The following is a 16,244-nucleotide window of genomic DNA, read 5'->3' as shown; positions in this document are numbered from 1 at the left end:
TATTTAGAGGAACCAGATATGAGTAGCGGACGTATCGTTCAAATCATCGGCGCCGTTATCGACGTGGAATTCCCGCGTGATCAGGTGCCGAACGTTTACGACGCGCTGAAAGTCAGCGGCGTCGAAACCACCCTGGAAGTCCAGCAGCAGCTGGGCGACGGCGTGGTTCGTTCCATCGCAATGGGTTCGACCGAAGGCCTCAAGCGTGGCCTGGACGTATCCAACACTGGCGCAGCCATCGCCGTCCCGGTCGGTAAAGCGACCCTGGGCCGCATCATGGACGTGCTGGGAAACCCCATCGACGAAGCCGGCCCCATCGGCGAAGAAGAGCGCTGGGTTATCCACCGCGACGCTCCGTCCTATGCCGAGCAGGCGGGTGGCAACGAGCTGCTGGAAACCGGCATCAAGGTAATCGACCTGGTCTGCCCCTTCGCCAAAGGCGGTAAGGTCGGCCTGTTCGGTGGCGCCGGTGTAGGCAAGACCGTGAACATGATGGAGCTGATCCGTAACATCGCGATCGAGCACAGCGGTTACTCCGTGTTCGCCGGCGTGGGTGAGCGTACTCGTGAGGGTAACGACTTCTACCACGAGATGAAGGACTCCAACGTTCTCGACAAGGTAGCCCTGGTATACGGCCAGATGAACGAGCCGCCGGGCAACCGTCTGCGCGTTGCACTGACCGGCCTGACCATGGCCGAGAAGTTCCGTGACGAAGGCCGCGACGTTCTGCTGTTCGTCGACAACATCTACCGTTACACCCTGGCCGGTACCGAAGTGTCCGCGCTGCTGGGTCGTATGCCGTCCGCTGTGGGTTACCAGCCGACCCTGGCCGAGGAAATGGGCGTTCTGCAAGAGCGCATCACCTCCACCAAGACCGGTTCCATTACCTCCATCCAGGCCGTATACGTTCCCGCGGACGACCTGACCGACCCGTCCCCGGCGACCACCTTCGCCCACCTGGACGCGACCGTCGTACTGTCCCGTGACATCGCCTCGCTGGGTATCTACCCGGCCGTGGACCCGCTGGACTCCACCTCCCGTCAGCTGGACCCGCTGGTGATCGGCCAGGACCACTACGAGACCGCTCGTGGCGTCCAGTACGTTCTGCAGCGCTACAAGGAGCTGAAGGACATCATCGCGATCCTGGGTATGGACGAACTGTCCGAAGCGGACAAGCAGCTCGTTAACCGTGCTCGTAAGATCCAGCGCTTCCTGTCCCAGCCGTTCTTCGTGGCCGAAGTATTCACCGGTTCCCCGGGCAAGTACGTTGCGCTGAAGGACACCATCGCTGGCTTCAAAGGCATCCTCAACGGCGACTACGACCACCTGCCCGAGCAGGCGTTCTACATGGTCGGCGGCATCGAAGAAGCCATCGAGAAAGCGAAGAAACTGTAACCCCCTGAGCGCCCGGCAACGGGCGCTTACGTGAGGCAAGCGTATGGCTATTACTGTCCATTGCGATATCGTCAGCGCCGAAGCGGAGATCTTCTCCGGTCTGGTGGAGATGGTGATTGCGCACGGCCACCTGGGCGATCTGGGTATCGCGCCGGGCCACGCCCCGCTGATCACCGACCTCAAGCCGGGCCCCATCCGCCTGGTCAAGCAGGGTGGTGAGGAGGAGGTGTACTACATCTCCGGTGGTTTCCTCGAGGTCCAGCCGAACATGGTGAAGGTCCTGGCCGACACCGTGCTGCGCGCTGCAGACCTGGACGAAGCTTCTGCTCAGGAGTCCCTCAAGGCTGCTGAGAAGGCCCTGAACGAGAAGGGCGCGGAGTTCGATTACTCCGCCGCCTCCGCTCGCCTGGCCGAAGCCGCAGCCCAGCTGCGCACCGTCCAGCAGATCCGCAAGAAGTTCGGCGGCTAACGCCAAAGGCTTCATTGCAGACAAGTTAAAGGGTAGCCTTGGCTACCCTTTTTCTTTTCCGGCATTCCGGTTTTCGCTTACCAGCCTGATTCGGTGATTCCCTCCATGTCTCTCGATATCGTCATCCTCGCCGCCGGCCAGGGCACGCGCATGCGTTCGGCCCTGCCCAAGGTTCTGCACCCGGTGGCCGGCAAGTCCATGCTCGGCCATGCCATCGACACCGCTCGCAAGCTCCAGCCCCAGGGCATACACGTGGTCATCGGCCATGGCGCCGATGCCGTGCGCGAGCGGCTGGCTGCGGACGACCTGAACTTCGTCCTCCAGGCCGAACAGCTGGGTACCGGCCATGCCGTTGCCCAGGCCCTGCCGCGGCTGTCCGCCGAGCGCGTGCTGATCCTTTATGGTGACGTGCCGCTGATCGAGGTGGAAACCCTGCAGCGCCTGCTGGAGAAGGTGAAGGACGACCAACTGGCCCTGCTTACCGTGGACCTGATCGATCCCACCGGCTACGGCCGGATCGTTCGCGATGCCGCCGGCGTGGTGAAGGCCATCGTCGAACACAAGGACGCTACCCCCGAGCAGCGTGCCATCTGCGAAGGCAATACCGGCATCCTCGCTGTGCCCGGCAAGCGCCTGGCCGACTGGCTGGGTCGTCTCTCCAACAACAACGCCCAGGGTGAGTACTACCTCACCGACGTCATCGCCATGGCGGTGGCCGATGGCCTGGTGGTGGCCACCGAGCAGCCCGAGGACGCCATGGAAGTGCAGGGCGCCAACGACCGCATCCAGCTGGCCGAACTGGAGCGCCACTACCAGAAGCGTGCGGCACGCCGCCTGATGGCCCAGGGCGTGACCTTGCTGGACCCGGCGCGCTTCGACCTGCGTGGCGAAGTCACTGTCGGTCGCGACGTGTTGATCGACGTGAACGTGATCCTCGAAGGCAAGGTCGTGATGGAAGACGGCGTACAGGTTGGCCCGAACTGCGTGATCAAGGACAGCACCCTGCGCCGCGGCGCCATCGTCAAGGCCAACAGCCACCTGGAAGGCGCCGAACTGGGCGAAGGCGCCGATTGCGGTCCCTTCGCGCGTCTGCGTCCCGGCGCTGTTCTGGGCGCCAAGGCCCATGTGGGTAACTTCGTCGAACTGAAGAACGCCGTGCTGGGCGAGGGCGCCAAGGCCGGTCACCTGGCCTACCTGGGCGATGCCGAGGTCGGAGCGCGCACCAACATCGGCGCTGGCACCATCACCTGCAACTACGATGGCGCCAACAAGTTCCGCACCGTCATGGGCGAGGACGTCTTCATCGGCTCCAACAGTGCCCTGGTGGCACCGGTCACCCTGGGCGACGGCTGCACCACCGGTGCCGGCTCCACCATCACCCAGGACGTGCCGGCCCACAGCCTGGCCGTCGGTCGTGGCAAGCAGCGCAACATCGAGGGCTGGAAACGGCCGGTGAAGATCAAGAAGTAAGGCTGTGGAAAACCCGGGCTGTGGATAACCCATGGTCCGGAACAAAAGGCGGCCCAGGCCGCCTTTTGTCGTTTTCGGGGTTGACGCAGAGGCTTCGTTAGGTTTTGATTCGCGCCATTATCTTTCGAACCGAAACTTTCGTTGATGACGAAACGCAACACCCCCCAGCGCCGTCATGCCATCCTCGCCCTGCTCGACCAGCAGGGCGAGGTGAGCGTCGACGAGCTGGCCAAGGCATTCGCCACCTCCGAAGTGACCATCCGCAAGGACCTCACCGCCCTCGAGAAGAATGGCCTGCTGCTGCGCCGCTATGGCGGTGCCGTGCCCATGCCCCAGGAGCTGATCGGCGAAGGCACCCAGCCGGTGTCTTCCTACAAGCTGGCCATCGCCAGAGCGGCTGTCGGCTGTATCCGCGAACATGCGCGCATCATCATCGACAGCGGCAGCACCACGGCGGCAATGATCCCGGAACTTGGCCACAAGCCCGGCCTGGTGGTGATGACCAACTCCCTCAGTGTCGCCAATGCCCTGCGCGAGCTGGAGCACGAGCCCGTGCTGTTGATGACGGGCGGCACCTGGGACCCGCACTCGGAGTCCTTCCAGGGCCAGGTGGCCGAACAGGTCCTGCGTTCCTACGATTTCGACCAGTTGTTCATTGGTGCCGACGGCATCGACCTGCAGCGTGGCACCACCACCTTCAATGAACTGCTGGGTCTCTCGCGGGTCATGGCCGAAGTCGCCCGCGAAGTGATAGTCCTGGCCGAGTCCGATAAGGTCGGCCGGCGAATTCCCAACCTGGAGCTGCCCTGGAGCAGCATCCATACCCTGATTACCGATGAGCGCCTTGCCCCGGAAGCGCGCGAACAGTTGGCTGCGCGTGGGGTCAAGCTGATCTGCGCGAGTATCGATTGAGATAGGAGAACTCCCATGTGTGGAATCGTTGGCGCCATCGCCGAGCGCAATATCACCGCAATCCTGGTCGAGGGCCTGAAGCGCCTCGAATACCGTGGCTATGACAGCGCCGGCGTGGCGGTCTTCAGCAGCGAAGGCAAGCTGGAACGCCGTCGCCGCGCCGGCAAGGTCTCCGAACTGGAACAGGCCCTGGCCGGTGAGCCCCTGGGCGGCCGCCTGGGCATCGCCCACACCCGCTGGGCCACCCACGGCGCCCCCTGCGAGCGCAATGCTCACCCGCATTTCTCCAGTGACCAGCTGGCCGTGGTGCACAACGGCATCATCGAGAACCACGAAGCCCTGCGCGAGCAGCTCAAGGGCCTTGGCTACGTCTTCACCTCGGATACCGACACCGAAGTCATCGTCCACCTGCTGCATCACAAGCTGGCGTCCGCCGGCGACCTGGGCACGGCGCTCAAGGCTGCCGTCGCTGAATTGCATGGCGCCTATGGCCTGGCCGTGATCAGCGCCAGCCAGCCCGACCGCCTGCTCGCCGCCCGCAGCGGCAGCCCCCTGGTGATCGGCCTCGGCCTGGGCGAGAACTTCCTCGCCTCCGACCAGTTGGCCCTGCGCCAGGTCACCGACCGCTTCATCTACCTGGAAGAAGGCGACATCGCCGAAATCCGCCGCGATAGTGTGCAGATCTGGGATCAGCAGGGTCGCTCCGTGCAGCGCGAGCAGGTGCAGTACCACGAAGGCGCCGAAGCCGCCGACAAGGGCGAGTACCGCCACTTCATGCTGAAGGAGATCCACGAGCAACCCAAGGTGGTGCAACGCACCCTGGAAGGCCGCCTGGGCAACGACCACGTGCTGGTCAACGCCTTCGGCCCGCGTGCCGCCGAACTCTTCGCCAAGGTGCGCAATGTGCAGATCGTCGCCTGTGGCACCAGCTACCACGCTGGCATGGTCGCTCGTTACTGGCTCGAGAGCCTGGCCGGCATTCCCTGCCAGATCGAGGTGGCCAGCGAGTTCCGCTACCGCAAGGTGGTGGTGCAGCCGGACACCTTGTTCGTCACCATCTCGCAGTCCGGCGAGACCGCCGACACCCTGGCCGCCCTGCGCAACGCCAAGGAGCTGGGCTACCTGACCAGCCTGGCGATCTGCAACGTGGGCACCAGCTCCCTGGTGCGCGAGTCCGACCTCACCCTGCTGACCCAGGCCGGCCCGGAAATCGGCGTTGCCTCCACCAAGGCCTTCACCACCCAGCTGGTGGCGCTGATGCTGCTGACCCTGTCCCTGGGTCAGGTACGCGGCACCCTGGAAGCCGGTGTCGAGGCTGGCCTGGTGGACGAACTGCGTCGCCTGCCAACCCGCCTGGGCGAAGCCCTGGCCATGGACAAGACCGTGGAGAAGGTCGCCGAGCTGTTCGCCGAGAAGCACCACACCCTGTTCCTTGGCCGTGGCGCCCAGTATCCGGTGGCGATGGAAGGTTCGCTTAAGCTCAAGGAAATCTCCTACATCCACGCCGAAGCCTACCCGGCCGGCGAGCTCAAGCACGGCCCGCTGGCCCTGGTGGACGCCGACATGCCGGTGGTCACCGTGGCGCCGAACAACGAGCTGGTGGAGAAGCTCAAGTCCAACCTGCAGGAAGTACGCGCCCGTGGTGGCCAGCTGATCGTCTTCGCCGACGGCGAGGCCGGCATCGAGAACGGCGAGGGCACCCACATGGTGGCCATGCCGCACATCAACGATGCCCTGGCGCCCATCCTCTACACCATCCCGCTGCAGCTGCTGTCCTACTACGTTGCCGTGCTCAAGGGCACTGATGTCGACCAGCCACGCAACCTGGCGAAGTCTGTGACGGTCGAATAATCAGGTGCCGCATGAAAAAGCCCGGCTCTGCCGGGCTTTTTTTCATTCGCATAAAGGGCGACTATCCATTCGATAGCCTGACAACTGTCCAGGGTGGTCTACCTTTGCAGTGTCCTTGGTGAAGGAGGAGTTCCCATGCTTGCGCAACTTCCGCCGGTCCTGCGCGATCTGAAACTACCATTACGCCTGCAGCTGTGGGACGGCAAGGAGATCGACCTCGGACCCAATCCGACCGTGACCATGACGGTGAAGGACCCCAGCCTGGTTTCCCTGCTGAACCGCCCCAGCCTCGATACGCTGGGAACGGCCTACGTGGAAGGGCGCCTGGAACTGGCCGGGCCGATACTGGAGGTGATCCGGGTCGGCGATGCCCTGAGCGAGGCGCTATCGGGCAATGAGGGTCAACTACCTCCCGAGCGCCAGGCCCATGACAAGGCCACGGACGCCGCCGCCATTTCCTATCACTACGATCTTTCCAACGACTTCTACGCCCTCTGGCTCGACCGCGAGATGGTCTATTCCTGTGCCTACTACCCAACCGGCACCGAGGACCTGGACAGTGCGCAGCAGGCCAAGCTGCATCACCTGTGCCGCAAGCTGCGGTTGAAGGCCGGCGAGTACCTGCTGGACGTGGGGTGCGGCTGGGGCGGCCTGGCGCGCTTTGCCGCGCGCGAATACGGCGCCAGGGTGTTCGGCATCACCCTGAGCCGCGAACAGCTCGCCCTGGCGCGTGAGCGGGTCAAGGCCGAGGGCCTGGAGGGCCAGGTGGAACTTGAGCTGCTGGATTATCGCGACCTGCCCCAGGATGGCCGGTTCGACAAGGTGGTCAGTGTCGGCATGTTCGAACACGTCGGCCATGCCAACCTACCGGTCTATTGCCGGAGACTGTTCGGCGCCGTGCGTGAAGGCGGGCTGGTGATGAACCACGGCATCACCGCCCGACACCCGGACGGTCGTCCGGTGGGGCGCGGCGCCGGTGATTTCATCGACCGCTACGTCTTCCCCCATGGCGAGCTGCCGCACTTGTCGACCATGGTCACCGAACTCAGCCTGACCGGTTTGGAAGTCGTCGACGTGGAGAGCCTGCGGCTGCACTACGCGCGCACACTGGAGTTCTGGAGCGCCAACCTTGAAGCCAACCTGGCCAAGGCGGCCAAGCTGGTGCCTGAGCAGGCCCTGCGTATCTGGCGGCTCTATCTGGCCGGCTGCTCCCATGCTTTCCAGAAGGGTTGGATCAACTTGCACCAGATCCTCGCCACCAAGCCCCACGCAGACGGCTCCCATGAATTGCCGTGGAGTCGGGCGGATATCTACCCGGGGTAGTTCCAGCGGTGTTCGGCAACGGCGTCGTGCGCGTGGAGGCTTTCCGCGTGCACGACCCTCAGCCTGAAGCCCTCCAACCAATCCTGCCCGCGCAAGGCGGTGCCCAGACGCCTTGCCGCATCCTCGCAGAACATCAGGTTCTGGCCATTGGCGAGGGCGAAGGCCTGCTCGTCTGCGCGCTTCACGGCGGTCTGCAAGGCGGTGCCCAGCACCTGCTCCGCCAGGTCAGCCAACCGGCGCAGTGGGATTGCCCCGGGCTGGCCCAGGCGTACCCATAGTCGCGCCACGCTGCGCTGGCTGTGGGGCGTGGCCGCGCTCCCGTGGCTGCCAAGCCAGTCCAGCGCCTGCGGAAGCTCCAGGGGCCGATCGGCAAAATCCTTGGCGAAGCGTTGCTGGACCAGCTGTCGAGCCAGCGCGGCGGAGCAGGGGCAGGTGGAGGAGTAGGCCACTTCCAATTGAAGTTCCACGTGGAACCCCCATGCATCCTGGCGTGCGTGGACCTCGAACGGGTAGGCCTTCCAACCGGCCAGCGAGCTGACCAGCGCGGGGCGCTTCAGCGAGGCCTCACCGTACAGCCTGAGGCTGGCGCTGCTGGAGAGACCCTGGTGGCTGTCGAGGAAGCGCTCCAGCACCCGGCGTAGCACGTCGGCAGATAGTTCTTCTTTCTCCAGTTCCTCCAGTGCCAGGTAGAGCCGCGACATATGGATGCCCCGGGCACTGGCGTCATCCAGGCTGACGCCGGCATCGGTACGGGCCGTGAGGGTCTGGCCGTCCAATCGTAGGGGCAGGGCGATACCACACATGCCGACCCAGTCCAGGGGCATGGCGTGGGGGGCTGACTGTGCAGCGATGTCCGGAAGGGGCTTGGTGTTCATCGGCAGGTGCTCTTTAAATTGACTGTGAGTGTTATGTTATAACAAATTAAGCGTCGATCGAGACCATCTCCCTGCCTGAGAGGACCCCCTTCATGGACCATCGCCTACCCGTCACCCTGCTCTCCGGCTTCCTCGGCGCCGGCAAGAGCACGCTGCTTAACCACCTGCTGAAGAATCGCGATCAACTGCGCGTTGCCGTGATAGTCAACGACATGAGTGAGATCAATATCGATGCCGGCGAGGTGCAGCGCGACGTCAGCCTGAATCGCGCGGAGGAGCGCCTGGTGGAGATGAGCAATGGCTGCATCTGCTGCACCCTGCGCGAAGATCTACTGGAAGAGGTCGGCCGGTTGGCTCGCGAAGGTCGCTTCGACTACCTGCTGATCGAGTCCACCGGCATCTCGGAGCCGCTGCCGGTGGCCGAGACTTTCACCTTCCGCGACGAGCAGGGTCAGAGCCTGTCCGACCTGGCGCGCCTCGATACCCTCGTAACGGTGGTGGATGGGGTCAACTTCCTGCGCGACTACCAGGCCGCCGAAAGCCTGGCCAGCCATGGCGAGAGCCTGGGTCAGGACGATATGCGTTCGATCAGCGACTTGCTGATCGAGCAGGTGGAGTTCGCTGACCTGCTGCTGGTGAGCAAGGTCGACCTGATCTCCAGTGCCGAGCGCGACGAACTGAGCGCGATGCTGCGTCGCCTCAATCCCGAGGCCGAGATTCTGCCCATGGTCATGGGCCAGGTGGACTTGAAGCGGCTCCTCAATACCGGCCGCTTCGACTTCGACCGTGCCGCCCGGGCGCCAGGCTGGCTCAAGGTGCTACGTGGCGAGCAGGTACCGGAGACCGAGGAATACGGCATTGCCTCCACCGTCTACCGCGCGCGGCGGCCGTTCCATCCGCAGCGCTTCTTCAGCTTCCTCAGCCGTGAGTGGTGCAACGGCCGCCTGCTGCGCTCCAAGGGGTTCTTCTGGCTGGCCAGCCGCTACCGTGAGGCGGGTAGTTGGTCCCAGGCCGGCGGCCTGATGCGTCATGGCCTGGCGGGGCGCTGGTGGCGGTTCGTGCCGCAGGAAGGCTGGCCCCAGGACGAGGAGGGGCAGCGGACCATCCTGCAGCAGTGGACCGCCGAGGTCGGTGACTGCCGCCAGGAGCTGGTGTTCATCGGCCAGGGCATCGATTTCACCCGGCTGCGAGCCGAATTGGATGCCTGCCTGCTCGATGACGTGGAGATGGCGCTCGGACCGGAGGCCTGGACACGACTGGCGGATCCCTTCGACCCCTGGCATGACGAGGAAGGCGCCTGATGCAGGTATTTCGATTGAAGCCACCGCCGAACCGACGGCGGTTGTGGATAACCCGCAGCTGGGGCGCCAGCCATGTGACGCTGTTCAAGGGCGAGTCGTGGCTGGGCAATGAAAGCCGCGGAATTATCCACAGGCCGCCGCAATGGGTGCCGGGGGAGCGCAGGCTACTGTCTACTTCGAATTGATCGGGTGCAGAATGTCGCTACTCCCACTTGCCCTGGCTCTGTGTTTCGCAGAAGGGCTTCAGGTAGCGCGCATCACTGGCGACGCCGTAGTAGTGGATATCCTGGCGATAGGGCTGGTTGCTGACCCTGGCGTCGCGGCACACGCCGAAGGCGCCAGCGGGGCAGTTATCCACATAGGTCACGTCCACTTCCTGACCCTTCATCTCCGGCTTGCAGAAACCGTCACGGAACAGTTGCGGCGGGATGCTACGGTTTTCCTGGCAGAGCTTCACGTCCAGCCCCTCGCCCCGGCTGTGCACGACACAGGCCTGGGCATGGGCTTCGACGGACAGGGACAGCAGCAGGGGCAACAGCCAGGCACGCATGGGAGGTTTTCCAGGCAATGAAGGCAGCGACTCTAGCACGGCGCTTTCTAAGGCGTGTGTGAAGCAGCACCATAGCCAGATGCTTACTCATATCCCGACCCATCTCATCGCCGGGCCCCTGGGCGCCGGCAAGACCAGCCTGATCCGCCAGCTGCTGGCGCAACGGCCTGCCCATGAACGCTGGGCTGTACTGATCAACGAATTCGGCCAGATCGGCCTGGACGCCGCACTGCTGACCAGCAGCGACAACGGTATCGCCCTCGCCGAGGTGGCGGGCGGTTGCGTCTGTTGCGTCAACGGCGCGCCCTTCCAGGTGGGCCTGGCGCGGCTACTGCGCAAGGCGAGGCCGGATCGGCTACTGATCGAACCTTCCGGACTCGGACACCCGGTCGAGATTCTGCGACAGCTACGCGAACCCCCCTGGGAAGGCGTACTGGCGCTACAGCCGAGCGTCGTGGTGCTGGACGCGGCGGCGCTGGCTACGGGCCAGCTACTGCCAGACAGCCAGCGGGAGGCACTTTCTGGTGCTGGCCTTGTGCTACTAAACAAGTCCGAAAACCTCGATTTGTCCACATGTGAACAACTTTCCGCGAAATTGCCTGCCTCAAACCTGCTGTGGACGACTCAGGGCAGGCTCGATATCGAGCAGCTTCCAGGCATTCATTCACATTCTGGAAAAGCTGTTGGTATCGAGCAGTTACCAACAGGTGTGGATAAGCCTCCGGTTCTGTGGAGGAATCCGGCCGAACCGATCTGCCAGATCCAGGCCGGTAACGATGGCTGGAGCATCGGTTGGCGTTGGCATCCGAGTCAGCAGTTCGAGTTGATGCGCGTGCAGTCGTGGCTCGCCGGCCTGCCCTGGCGCCGCGCCAAGCTGGTGTTGCGGACCAACGCCGGCTGGCTCTCGGGCAATGCCCTGGACGGCGCGCCGATCCATTGGCAGGCCAGCGAATGGCGCAAGGATTCGCGTCTGGAACTGATCTTCGCCGGGCCTCAGGACGAGGCGGTGCTGAAGGCGGGGATGGCGGCGTGCAGGCTGGGTTAGGGGCGGGGACGCCGCTTCTCTTGTAGGAGCGAATTCATTCGCGAAGGGCCGTGCAGTTCGCTGGATGGATCGGGCCTGTTCCGCGAGCTCGTGATGTCCATCAGTTCCGTCCGCATGGGTATCGCTCCGCTCCACCCATCCTACGTGGGGGTCATGCGGCAGGCCGTAGGGTGGACCACGCTTCACCGGTCCACCTTTCGGGGGTCGGCCGAGCCCTGTTGGTGGATGTAAAAAGCGACATCGACCCTAGGGTGGAACAAGTGCAGGAGTTTCGCCCCCACCACGACGGCGTCCTGTGCAGGGCTGCAACGGGCCCACCAACGAAAACGGGCCCCGAAGGGCCCGTCTGGTATCGATCCAGGGCTAGCACCCGGTCATTCCTGGTTCATCCGCGAATGGGTGCGGGTGTCCTTCATGAACACGTACACCAGCAGCGAGCAGGCGATGCAGGCGGTGACGTACCAGTAGAAGCCGCTTTCCATGCCGATGCTCTTGAACCACAGGGCCACGTACTCGGCGGTGCCGCCGAAGATGGACACGGTCAGTGCATAGGGCAGGCCCACGCCCAGGGCGCGGATTTCGGTGGGGAACAGCTCGGCTTTCACCACGGCGTTGATCGAGGTGTAGCCGCTGACGATGATCAGCGCCGCCATGATCAGGAAGAATGCGCCCCACCAGGTCTGGATGCTGTGCAGGGTGCTGAGGATCGGGTAGGTGAACAGGGTGCCCATCACGCCGAAGGCGATCAGGATCGGGCGCCGGCCGATCTTGTCGGACAGCGCGCCGACGATGGGCTGCAGCAGCATGAAGAGGAACAGCGTGGCCGCCGAGATCATGGTCGAGTCGCCCTTGCTCATGCCGACGGTGTTCACCAGGTACTTCTGCATGTAGGTGGTGTAGGTGTAGAAGGCCAGGGTGCCACCCATGGTCAGGCCGACCACGGTGAACACTTCCTTCGGATGGCGCATCAGGGTGCGCAGCAGGCTTTCCTTGGGCTTGTCCTTCTTCTTGGTGAAGGAATCGGTCTCTTCCATGCCGCGGCGCAGGAACATGGCCACTACCGCACACAGGGCGCCGATCACGAAGGGTACGCGCCAGCCCCAGCTTTCCAGCTGTTCGGTGGTCAGGGTCTGCTGCAGGACGATCAGTACCGCCAGGGCGATGAGCTGGCCGGAGATCAGGGTCACGTACTGGAAGCTGGAGAAGAACCCGCGCTGTTCCTTGGTCGCCATCTCCGACAGGTAGGTGGCTGAGGTGCCGTATTCACCCCCCACCGAAAGGCCTTGCAGCAGGCGCGCTACCACCAGCAGTACCGGCGCAGCGACGCCGATGGTCTCGTAGCTGGGGGTCAGGGCAATGATCAGAGAGCCGAAGCACATCAGCAGGACCGAGGCCAGCAGTGCCGCCTTGCGACCCTTGCGGTCAGCATAGATGCCCATCAACCAGCCGCCGATGGGGCGCATCAGGAAGCCGACGGCGAAGATCGCGGCGGTGTTGAGCAGTTGGGCGGTCATGTCGCCCTGGGGGAAGAAGGCCTTGGCGAAGTACAGCGAGAAGGCGGCGTAGACGTACCAGTCATACCATTCGACCAGGTTGCCGACTGAACCACTGAAGATCGACTTGATGCGTTGCGATGTCGTGCGGGGTGCTGCAGAGGCAGTCAGGGTGCTGGAGCTATCCATCATCTTTCCTCGACGCTTAGTTGTTGTTGTGGGCGCGGCTCTGGGGGCTGCGCTTGGGCATCAGGCACATAGCAGGAGCTGTGCCAGCGGAGGAAAGGCCCGGAATAGAGGGGTTGCGACGTTAACTGGCGAGGATCATGCGCGGAATCCTGCCGATGCCGGAAAGACGATGAGCAAGATTCCGCCGATGGCGGAATTCTACTTGTAGGGGCGATTTCAATCGCCAAGCGGACCGCAGGTTCGCCCTCCGGACTCTCAGGGGGCAGCTACGCTGCCCTTGGCGAATGAATTCGCCCCTACAGGAAAATGTTCAGTCGTCCTCGCCCGGCAGGAACGCACTGCGCGCCAGGCCGTGGCGGACCATCTTCTCGTTGAGGGTGCGGCGCGGCAGGTGCAGCAGGTCCATCACCGCCTTGATGTCCCCCTGGCAGCGCGCCAGGGCCTGGCGCAGGCATTGCGCCTCGTAGGTCTCCATCAGTTCGGCCAGGGACGGTTCACCCTCGACGCGCTCTGCCGCGCTTGTGGATAACCCCAGTACATGGCGTTCGGCGGCATTGGCCAGCTCGCGGACATTGCCCGGCCAGCCGTGGGCCAGGAGCTGCGCCAGCTCCGCCGGCGTCAGGGTGGGTTGCGGCCGGTCCAGGCGCTCGCTGGCCTGGCGGGCGAAGTGTTCGAAGAGCAGGGGAATGTCCTCGCGCCGTTCGCGCAGCGGCGGCAGTTGCAGCTCGGCCACGTTGAGGCGGTAGAGCAGGTCCTCGCGGAAACGCCCGGCGCGGACCTCCTCGCGCAGGTCCGGCTTGGTGGCGGCCACCACGCGGATATCCACGGCAATGCTCTGGTTCGAGCCCAGGCGCTCCAGGCGTTGCTCCTGCAGCACCCGCAGCAGCTTCACCTGTTGCGCCAGGGGCATGCTCTCGATTTCGTCGAGGAACAGGGTGCCGCCGTGGGCGTGTTCGATCTTGCCGATGCGCTTGCCCTGGGCGCCGGTGAAGGCGCCACTTTCGTGGCCGAACAGCTCGCTTTCGAAAAGGTTTTCCGGGATGGCGGCGCAATTCAGGGCCACGAAGGGTTTGCCGGCGCGGGGGCCGAAGTCGTGCAGGCAGCGGGCGACCATCTCCTTGCCGGCGCCGGTCTCGCCGCGCAGCAGGACATTCACCGGCGTGCCGGCCAGTTCGAGGACCTGCCGGCGCAGCTGTGCCAGGGGGCGGGACACGCCGAGCAGGCGGCCATCGAGCTGGTCCTTGAGGTCCGCCTGGACCCGCAGGCGGCGGTTCTCCTGTACCAGGCGGCGTTTTTCCAGGGCCCGGCGCAGGCTCTCCAGCAGGCGTTCGGCGGTGAAGGGCTTCTCAATGAAGTCGTAAGCGCCCAGGCGCATGGCCTCCACCGCCTGGGGCACGTCGCCGTGGCCGGTGACCATCAGGAAAGGCAACTCGCGGTCCAGTGCCTGCACCGCCTGGAGCAAGCCCATGCCGTCCATGCCGGGCATGCGCAGGTCGCTGATGACCACCCCCGGGAAATCGGCATCGAGACGCTTCAGGCAGTCTTCGGCACTGGCTTCCACCCGTACCTCGAAGCCGGATAGCTCCAGCCACTCGCGTACCGCATCGCGAATGGCCGCCTCGTCGTCGACGAAGATCACCTGGGCAGTCATGGCTATTCCTCTCTGGCTTTATCCACAGGCAGGCGCAGGCTGAACAGCGCGCCATCGCCCTGGTTGGCGGCGCTCAGGGTGCCGCCCAGTTCATGGACGATGGCGTAGGACACCGCCAGTCCGATTCCCAGGCCGGCACCTGCCGGCTTGGTGGTGAAGAAGGGGTCGAAGACCCGCGGCAAATCCTCTTCGGCTATGCCGCCGCCGTTGTCGGCCACCTGGAGCAGCCAGTGAGCGTCTTCCCGTCGCAAGGTTATCCACAGTTGCGGGCGCGGTTTGCCGGCGACCGCGTCCAGGGCATTGCGCAGCAGGTTGACCAGAACCTGTTCCAGGCGAATGGCGTCCCCCGATACCCAGGCCGGCACGCTGAGTTCCTGGCTGATCTCCACCTTCGCGTCACGCAGGTTGGGCGCGAGCAGCTGCAGTGACTTATCCACAACGCTGCCCAGTTCCAGGCATTCGCGCAGGCCGCCAGGCGTTTTGCGTGCGTAGGTCTTGAGGTGGCCGGTGAGGGCCGCCATGCGCTGCAGCAGCTCGTCATGCCGCGCCAGGGCCTTGCGCGCCTGTTCCAGCTGGCCGCTGTCGAGCATCAGGCGCAGGCTCGCCAGGTGCATCTGCAGGGCGGTCAGGGGCTGGTTGATTTCATGGGCGAGGGCCGCGGACATCTGCCCCAGGGCGGCCAGCTTGGCGGCCTGGATCAGTCCGTCCTGGGCGGTGCGCAAGGCGGCGGTGCGCTGTTCCACCAGGCGCTCCAGTTCTTCCCGGCTGCGCTGGCGGATGCGCGCGAGGCGCCAGCGCTGGTGCAGGAACAGGGCGAGGAAGAACAGCGCCAGCCAGGCTCCACCGGCGGCCAGGCTGGCGGCGCGGGCGCTGCTCGCGGCGTCCTGCGGGGTGTGCAGCAGGTGCAGGGTCCAGCCTTCACTGGGCAGTGGCAGGCTTTCCCAGAGATAGTCGCCGCTGCCGGCGGGTCCCTCGACCCGGGCCAGCCGGCTGCCTTCGCCGAAGTCGAGCAGGGTGTTGTGGATAAGTGGCGCCAGGGGTTGCTTGTCGTACTGGCGGGTGGCGGCCATCTCGACGCGGCCTTCGGCGGGGATGGCATGCAGTTCGCGGTAGCGCCAGCCCGGATGGTTGGCGATGAACACCACGCCACGGGCATCGCTGACCAGGATGATGTCCGGTCGCTGGCTCCATTCCTGCTCCAGTTCGGGGAACTCCAGCTTCACCACCATGGCGCCGATGAACTCGTCGCCTTCGCCGCGCACCGCGCTGGCCAGGAAGTAGCCGGGAATGCCACTGATCACGCCCACCGCGTAGAAGCGGCCACTCCCGTGGCTGCGGGTTTCGTTGAAGTAGGGGCGGAAACCATAGTTGTGACCGACATAGCTGGTGGGCGAGCGCCAGTTGCTGGCGGCCACGGCCAGGCCCTCACGGTCCAGCAGTTCCAGGGTGGTGGAGCCAGCCGCGCGATTCATCCGCTCCAGCTTGTGGTTGAGCTGCATCTGTTCGGCGTTATCCACAGGCCCCTGGAGGATCGCCCGAACTTCCGGGTCCAGCGCCAGCACCGCGGGCAAGGCGCGAAAGCGATCGATCAGGGTACGCAGGCTGCCGCCATAGAGGGCCAGCTGCTCGCGCGCCTGTTCGCCCTCATCGCGCAGGGCCTCCCGCTCGGCCTGGCGTCCGGCCAGGTGCATCGCCAGGAACAGGCCGGCGAGCAGCAGCA

The 16,244-nt window shown here is 64.7% G+C and carries 14 protein-coding genes; 9 read left to right on the top strand and 5 right to left on the bottom strand.

Features of this window, described 5'->3' with window-relative positions:
• Positions 1–18 precede the first annotated feature (18 nt).
• The 6 genes from atpD (at position 19) to cfaB (ending at position 7,420) form a co-directional block, all read left to right on the top strand.
• The gene (gene atpD, locus ACFW0H_RS17435) at positions 19–1,395 is read left to right on the top strand and encodes a F0F1 ATP synthase subunit beta (protein WP_422915123.1); all 1,377 of its coding nucleotides are present in this window, start codon (positions 19–21) and stop codon (positions 1,393–1,395) included.
• A gap of 43 nt (positions 1,396–1,438) precedes the next feature.
• Positions 1,439–1,864 carry a F0F1 ATP synthase subunit epsilon gene (locus tag ACFW0H_RS17430; protein ID WP_422915122.1) on the top strand — a complete coding sequence of 142 codons (426 nt, stop codon included), beginning with the start codon at positions 1,439–1,441 and terminating at the stop codon, positions 1,862–1,864.
• Between the two features lie 105 nt (positions 1,865–1,969).
• A complete protein-coding gene (gene glmU / locus ACFW0H_RS17425) occupies positions 1,970–3,334 on the top strand; it encodes a bifunctional UDP-N-acetylglucosamine diphosphorylase/glucosamine-1-phosphate N-acetyltransferase GlmU (RefSeq protein WP_422915121.1) in 1,365 nt (454 codons plus the stop codon).
• Between the two features lie 141 nt (positions 3,335–3,475).
• Complete coding sequence (locus ACFW0H_RS17420; RefSeq protein WP_422915120.1) at positions 3,476–4,246, top strand: DeoR/GlpR family DNA-binding transcription regulator; 771 nt, start codon at positions 3,476–3,478, stop codon at positions 4,244–4,246.
• Between the two features lie 15 nt (positions 4,247–4,261).
• Positions 4,262–6,097: a glutamine--fructose-6-phosphate transaminase (isomerizing) gene (gene glmS / locus ACFW0H_RS17415; protein WP_422915119.1), complete on the top strand. Its 1,836-nt coding sequence runs from the start codon at positions 4,262–4,264 to the stop codon at positions 6,095–6,097.
• A gap of 135 nt (positions 6,098–6,232) precedes the next feature.
• Positions 6,233–7,420, top strand: a complete 1,188-nt coding sequence (cfaB, locus tag ACFW0H_RS17410) for a C17 cyclopropane fatty acid synthase CfaB (RefSeq protein ID WP_422915118.1) — start codon at positions 6,233–6,235, stop codon at positions 7,418–7,420.
• Here cfaB and folE2 read toward each other — a convergent pair.
• A complete protein-coding gene (folE2, locus tag ACFW0H_RS17405) occupies positions 7,408–8,295 on the bottom strand; it encodes a GTP cyclohydrolase FolE2 (protein ID WP_422915117.1) in 888 nt (295 codons plus the stop codon). The two genes, cfaB and folE2, sit on opposite strands and share 13 nt — an antisense overlap.
• Positions 8,296–8,387: 92 nt before the next feature.
• Between folE2 and zigA the strand changes: the two genes are divergently transcribed.
• Together zigA and ACFW0H_RS17395 are read left to right on the top strand one after the other, a co-directional pair.
• Positions 8,388–9,596 carry a zinc metallochaperone GTPase ZigA gene (zigA, locus tag ACFW0H_RS17400; protein WP_422915116.1) on the top strand — a complete coding sequence of 403 codons (1,209 nt, stop codon included), beginning with the start codon at positions 8,388–8,390 and terminating at the stop codon, positions 9,594–9,596.
• Positions 9,596–9,781 carry a DUF1826 domain-containing protein gene (locus tag ACFW0H_RS17395; RefSeq protein ID WP_422915115.1) on the top strand — a complete coding sequence of 62 codons (186 nt, stop codon included), beginning with the start codon at positions 9,596–9,598 and terminating at the stop codon, positions 9,779–9,781. Before zigA ends, ACFW0H_RS17395 begins: the two co-directional genes overlap by 1 nt.
• A 17-nt stretch (positions 9,782–9,798) precedes the next feature.
• On the opposite strand, the gene ACFW0H_RS17390 is transcribed toward ACFW0H_RS17395, so the two are convergent.
• On the bottom strand, positions 9,799–10,146 hold the full coding sequence (locus tag ACFW0H_RS17390; RefSeq protein ID WP_422915114.1) for an NADH:ubiquinone oxidoreductase: 348 nt from the start codon (positions 10,144–10,146) through the stop codon (positions 9,799–9,801).
• Between the two features lie 79 nt (positions 10,147–10,225).
• Here ACFW0H_RS17390 and ACFW0H_RS17385 point away from each other — a divergent pair, with 79 nt between their 5' ends.
• A complete protein-coding gene (locus ACFW0H_RS17385) occupies positions 10,226–11,191 on the top strand; it encodes a CobW family GTP-binding protein (protein WP_422915247.1) in 966 nt (321 codons plus the stop codon).
• A gap of 374 nt (positions 11,192–11,565) precedes the next feature.
• Here the strand turns inward: ACFW0H_RS17385 and ACFW0H_RS17380 are convergent, their stop codons facing one another.
• The 3 genes from ACFW0H_RS17380 to ACFW0H_RS17370 form a co-directional block, all read right to left on the bottom strand.
• The gene (locus ACFW0H_RS17380) at positions 11,566–12,873 is read right to left on the bottom strand and encodes an MFS transporter (protein ID WP_422915113.1); all 1,308 of its coding nucleotides are present in this window, start codon (positions 12,871–12,873) and stop codon (positions 11,566–11,568) included.
• A 310-nt stretch (positions 12,874–13,183) separates the two neighbouring features.
• On the bottom strand, positions 13,184–14,524 hold the full coding sequence (locus tag ACFW0H_RS17375) for a sigma-54-dependent transcriptional regulator (RefSeq protein WP_422915112.1): 1,341 nt from the start codon (positions 14,522–14,524) through the stop codon (positions 13,184–13,186).
• A gap of 2 nt (positions 14,525–14,526) precedes the next feature.
• The gene (locus ACFW0H_RS17370) at positions 14,527–16,215 is read right to left on the bottom strand and encodes a sensor histidine kinase (RefSeq protein WP_422915246.1); all 1,689 of its coding nucleotides are present in this window, start codon (positions 16,213–16,215) and stop codon (positions 14,527–14,529) included.
• Between the last annotated feature and the right edge of the window lie 29 nt (positions 16,216–16,244).

It is taken from the genome of Metapseudomonas cellulosilytica (assembly GCF_049334135.1).
GTDB lineage: Bacteria > Pseudomonadota > Gammaproteobacteria > Pseudomonadales > Pseudomonadaceae > Metapseudomonas.
The sequence above is the reverse complement of the archived record's forward strand: the minus strand, read 5'-3'. Positions and strand labels throughout refer to the sequence as shown.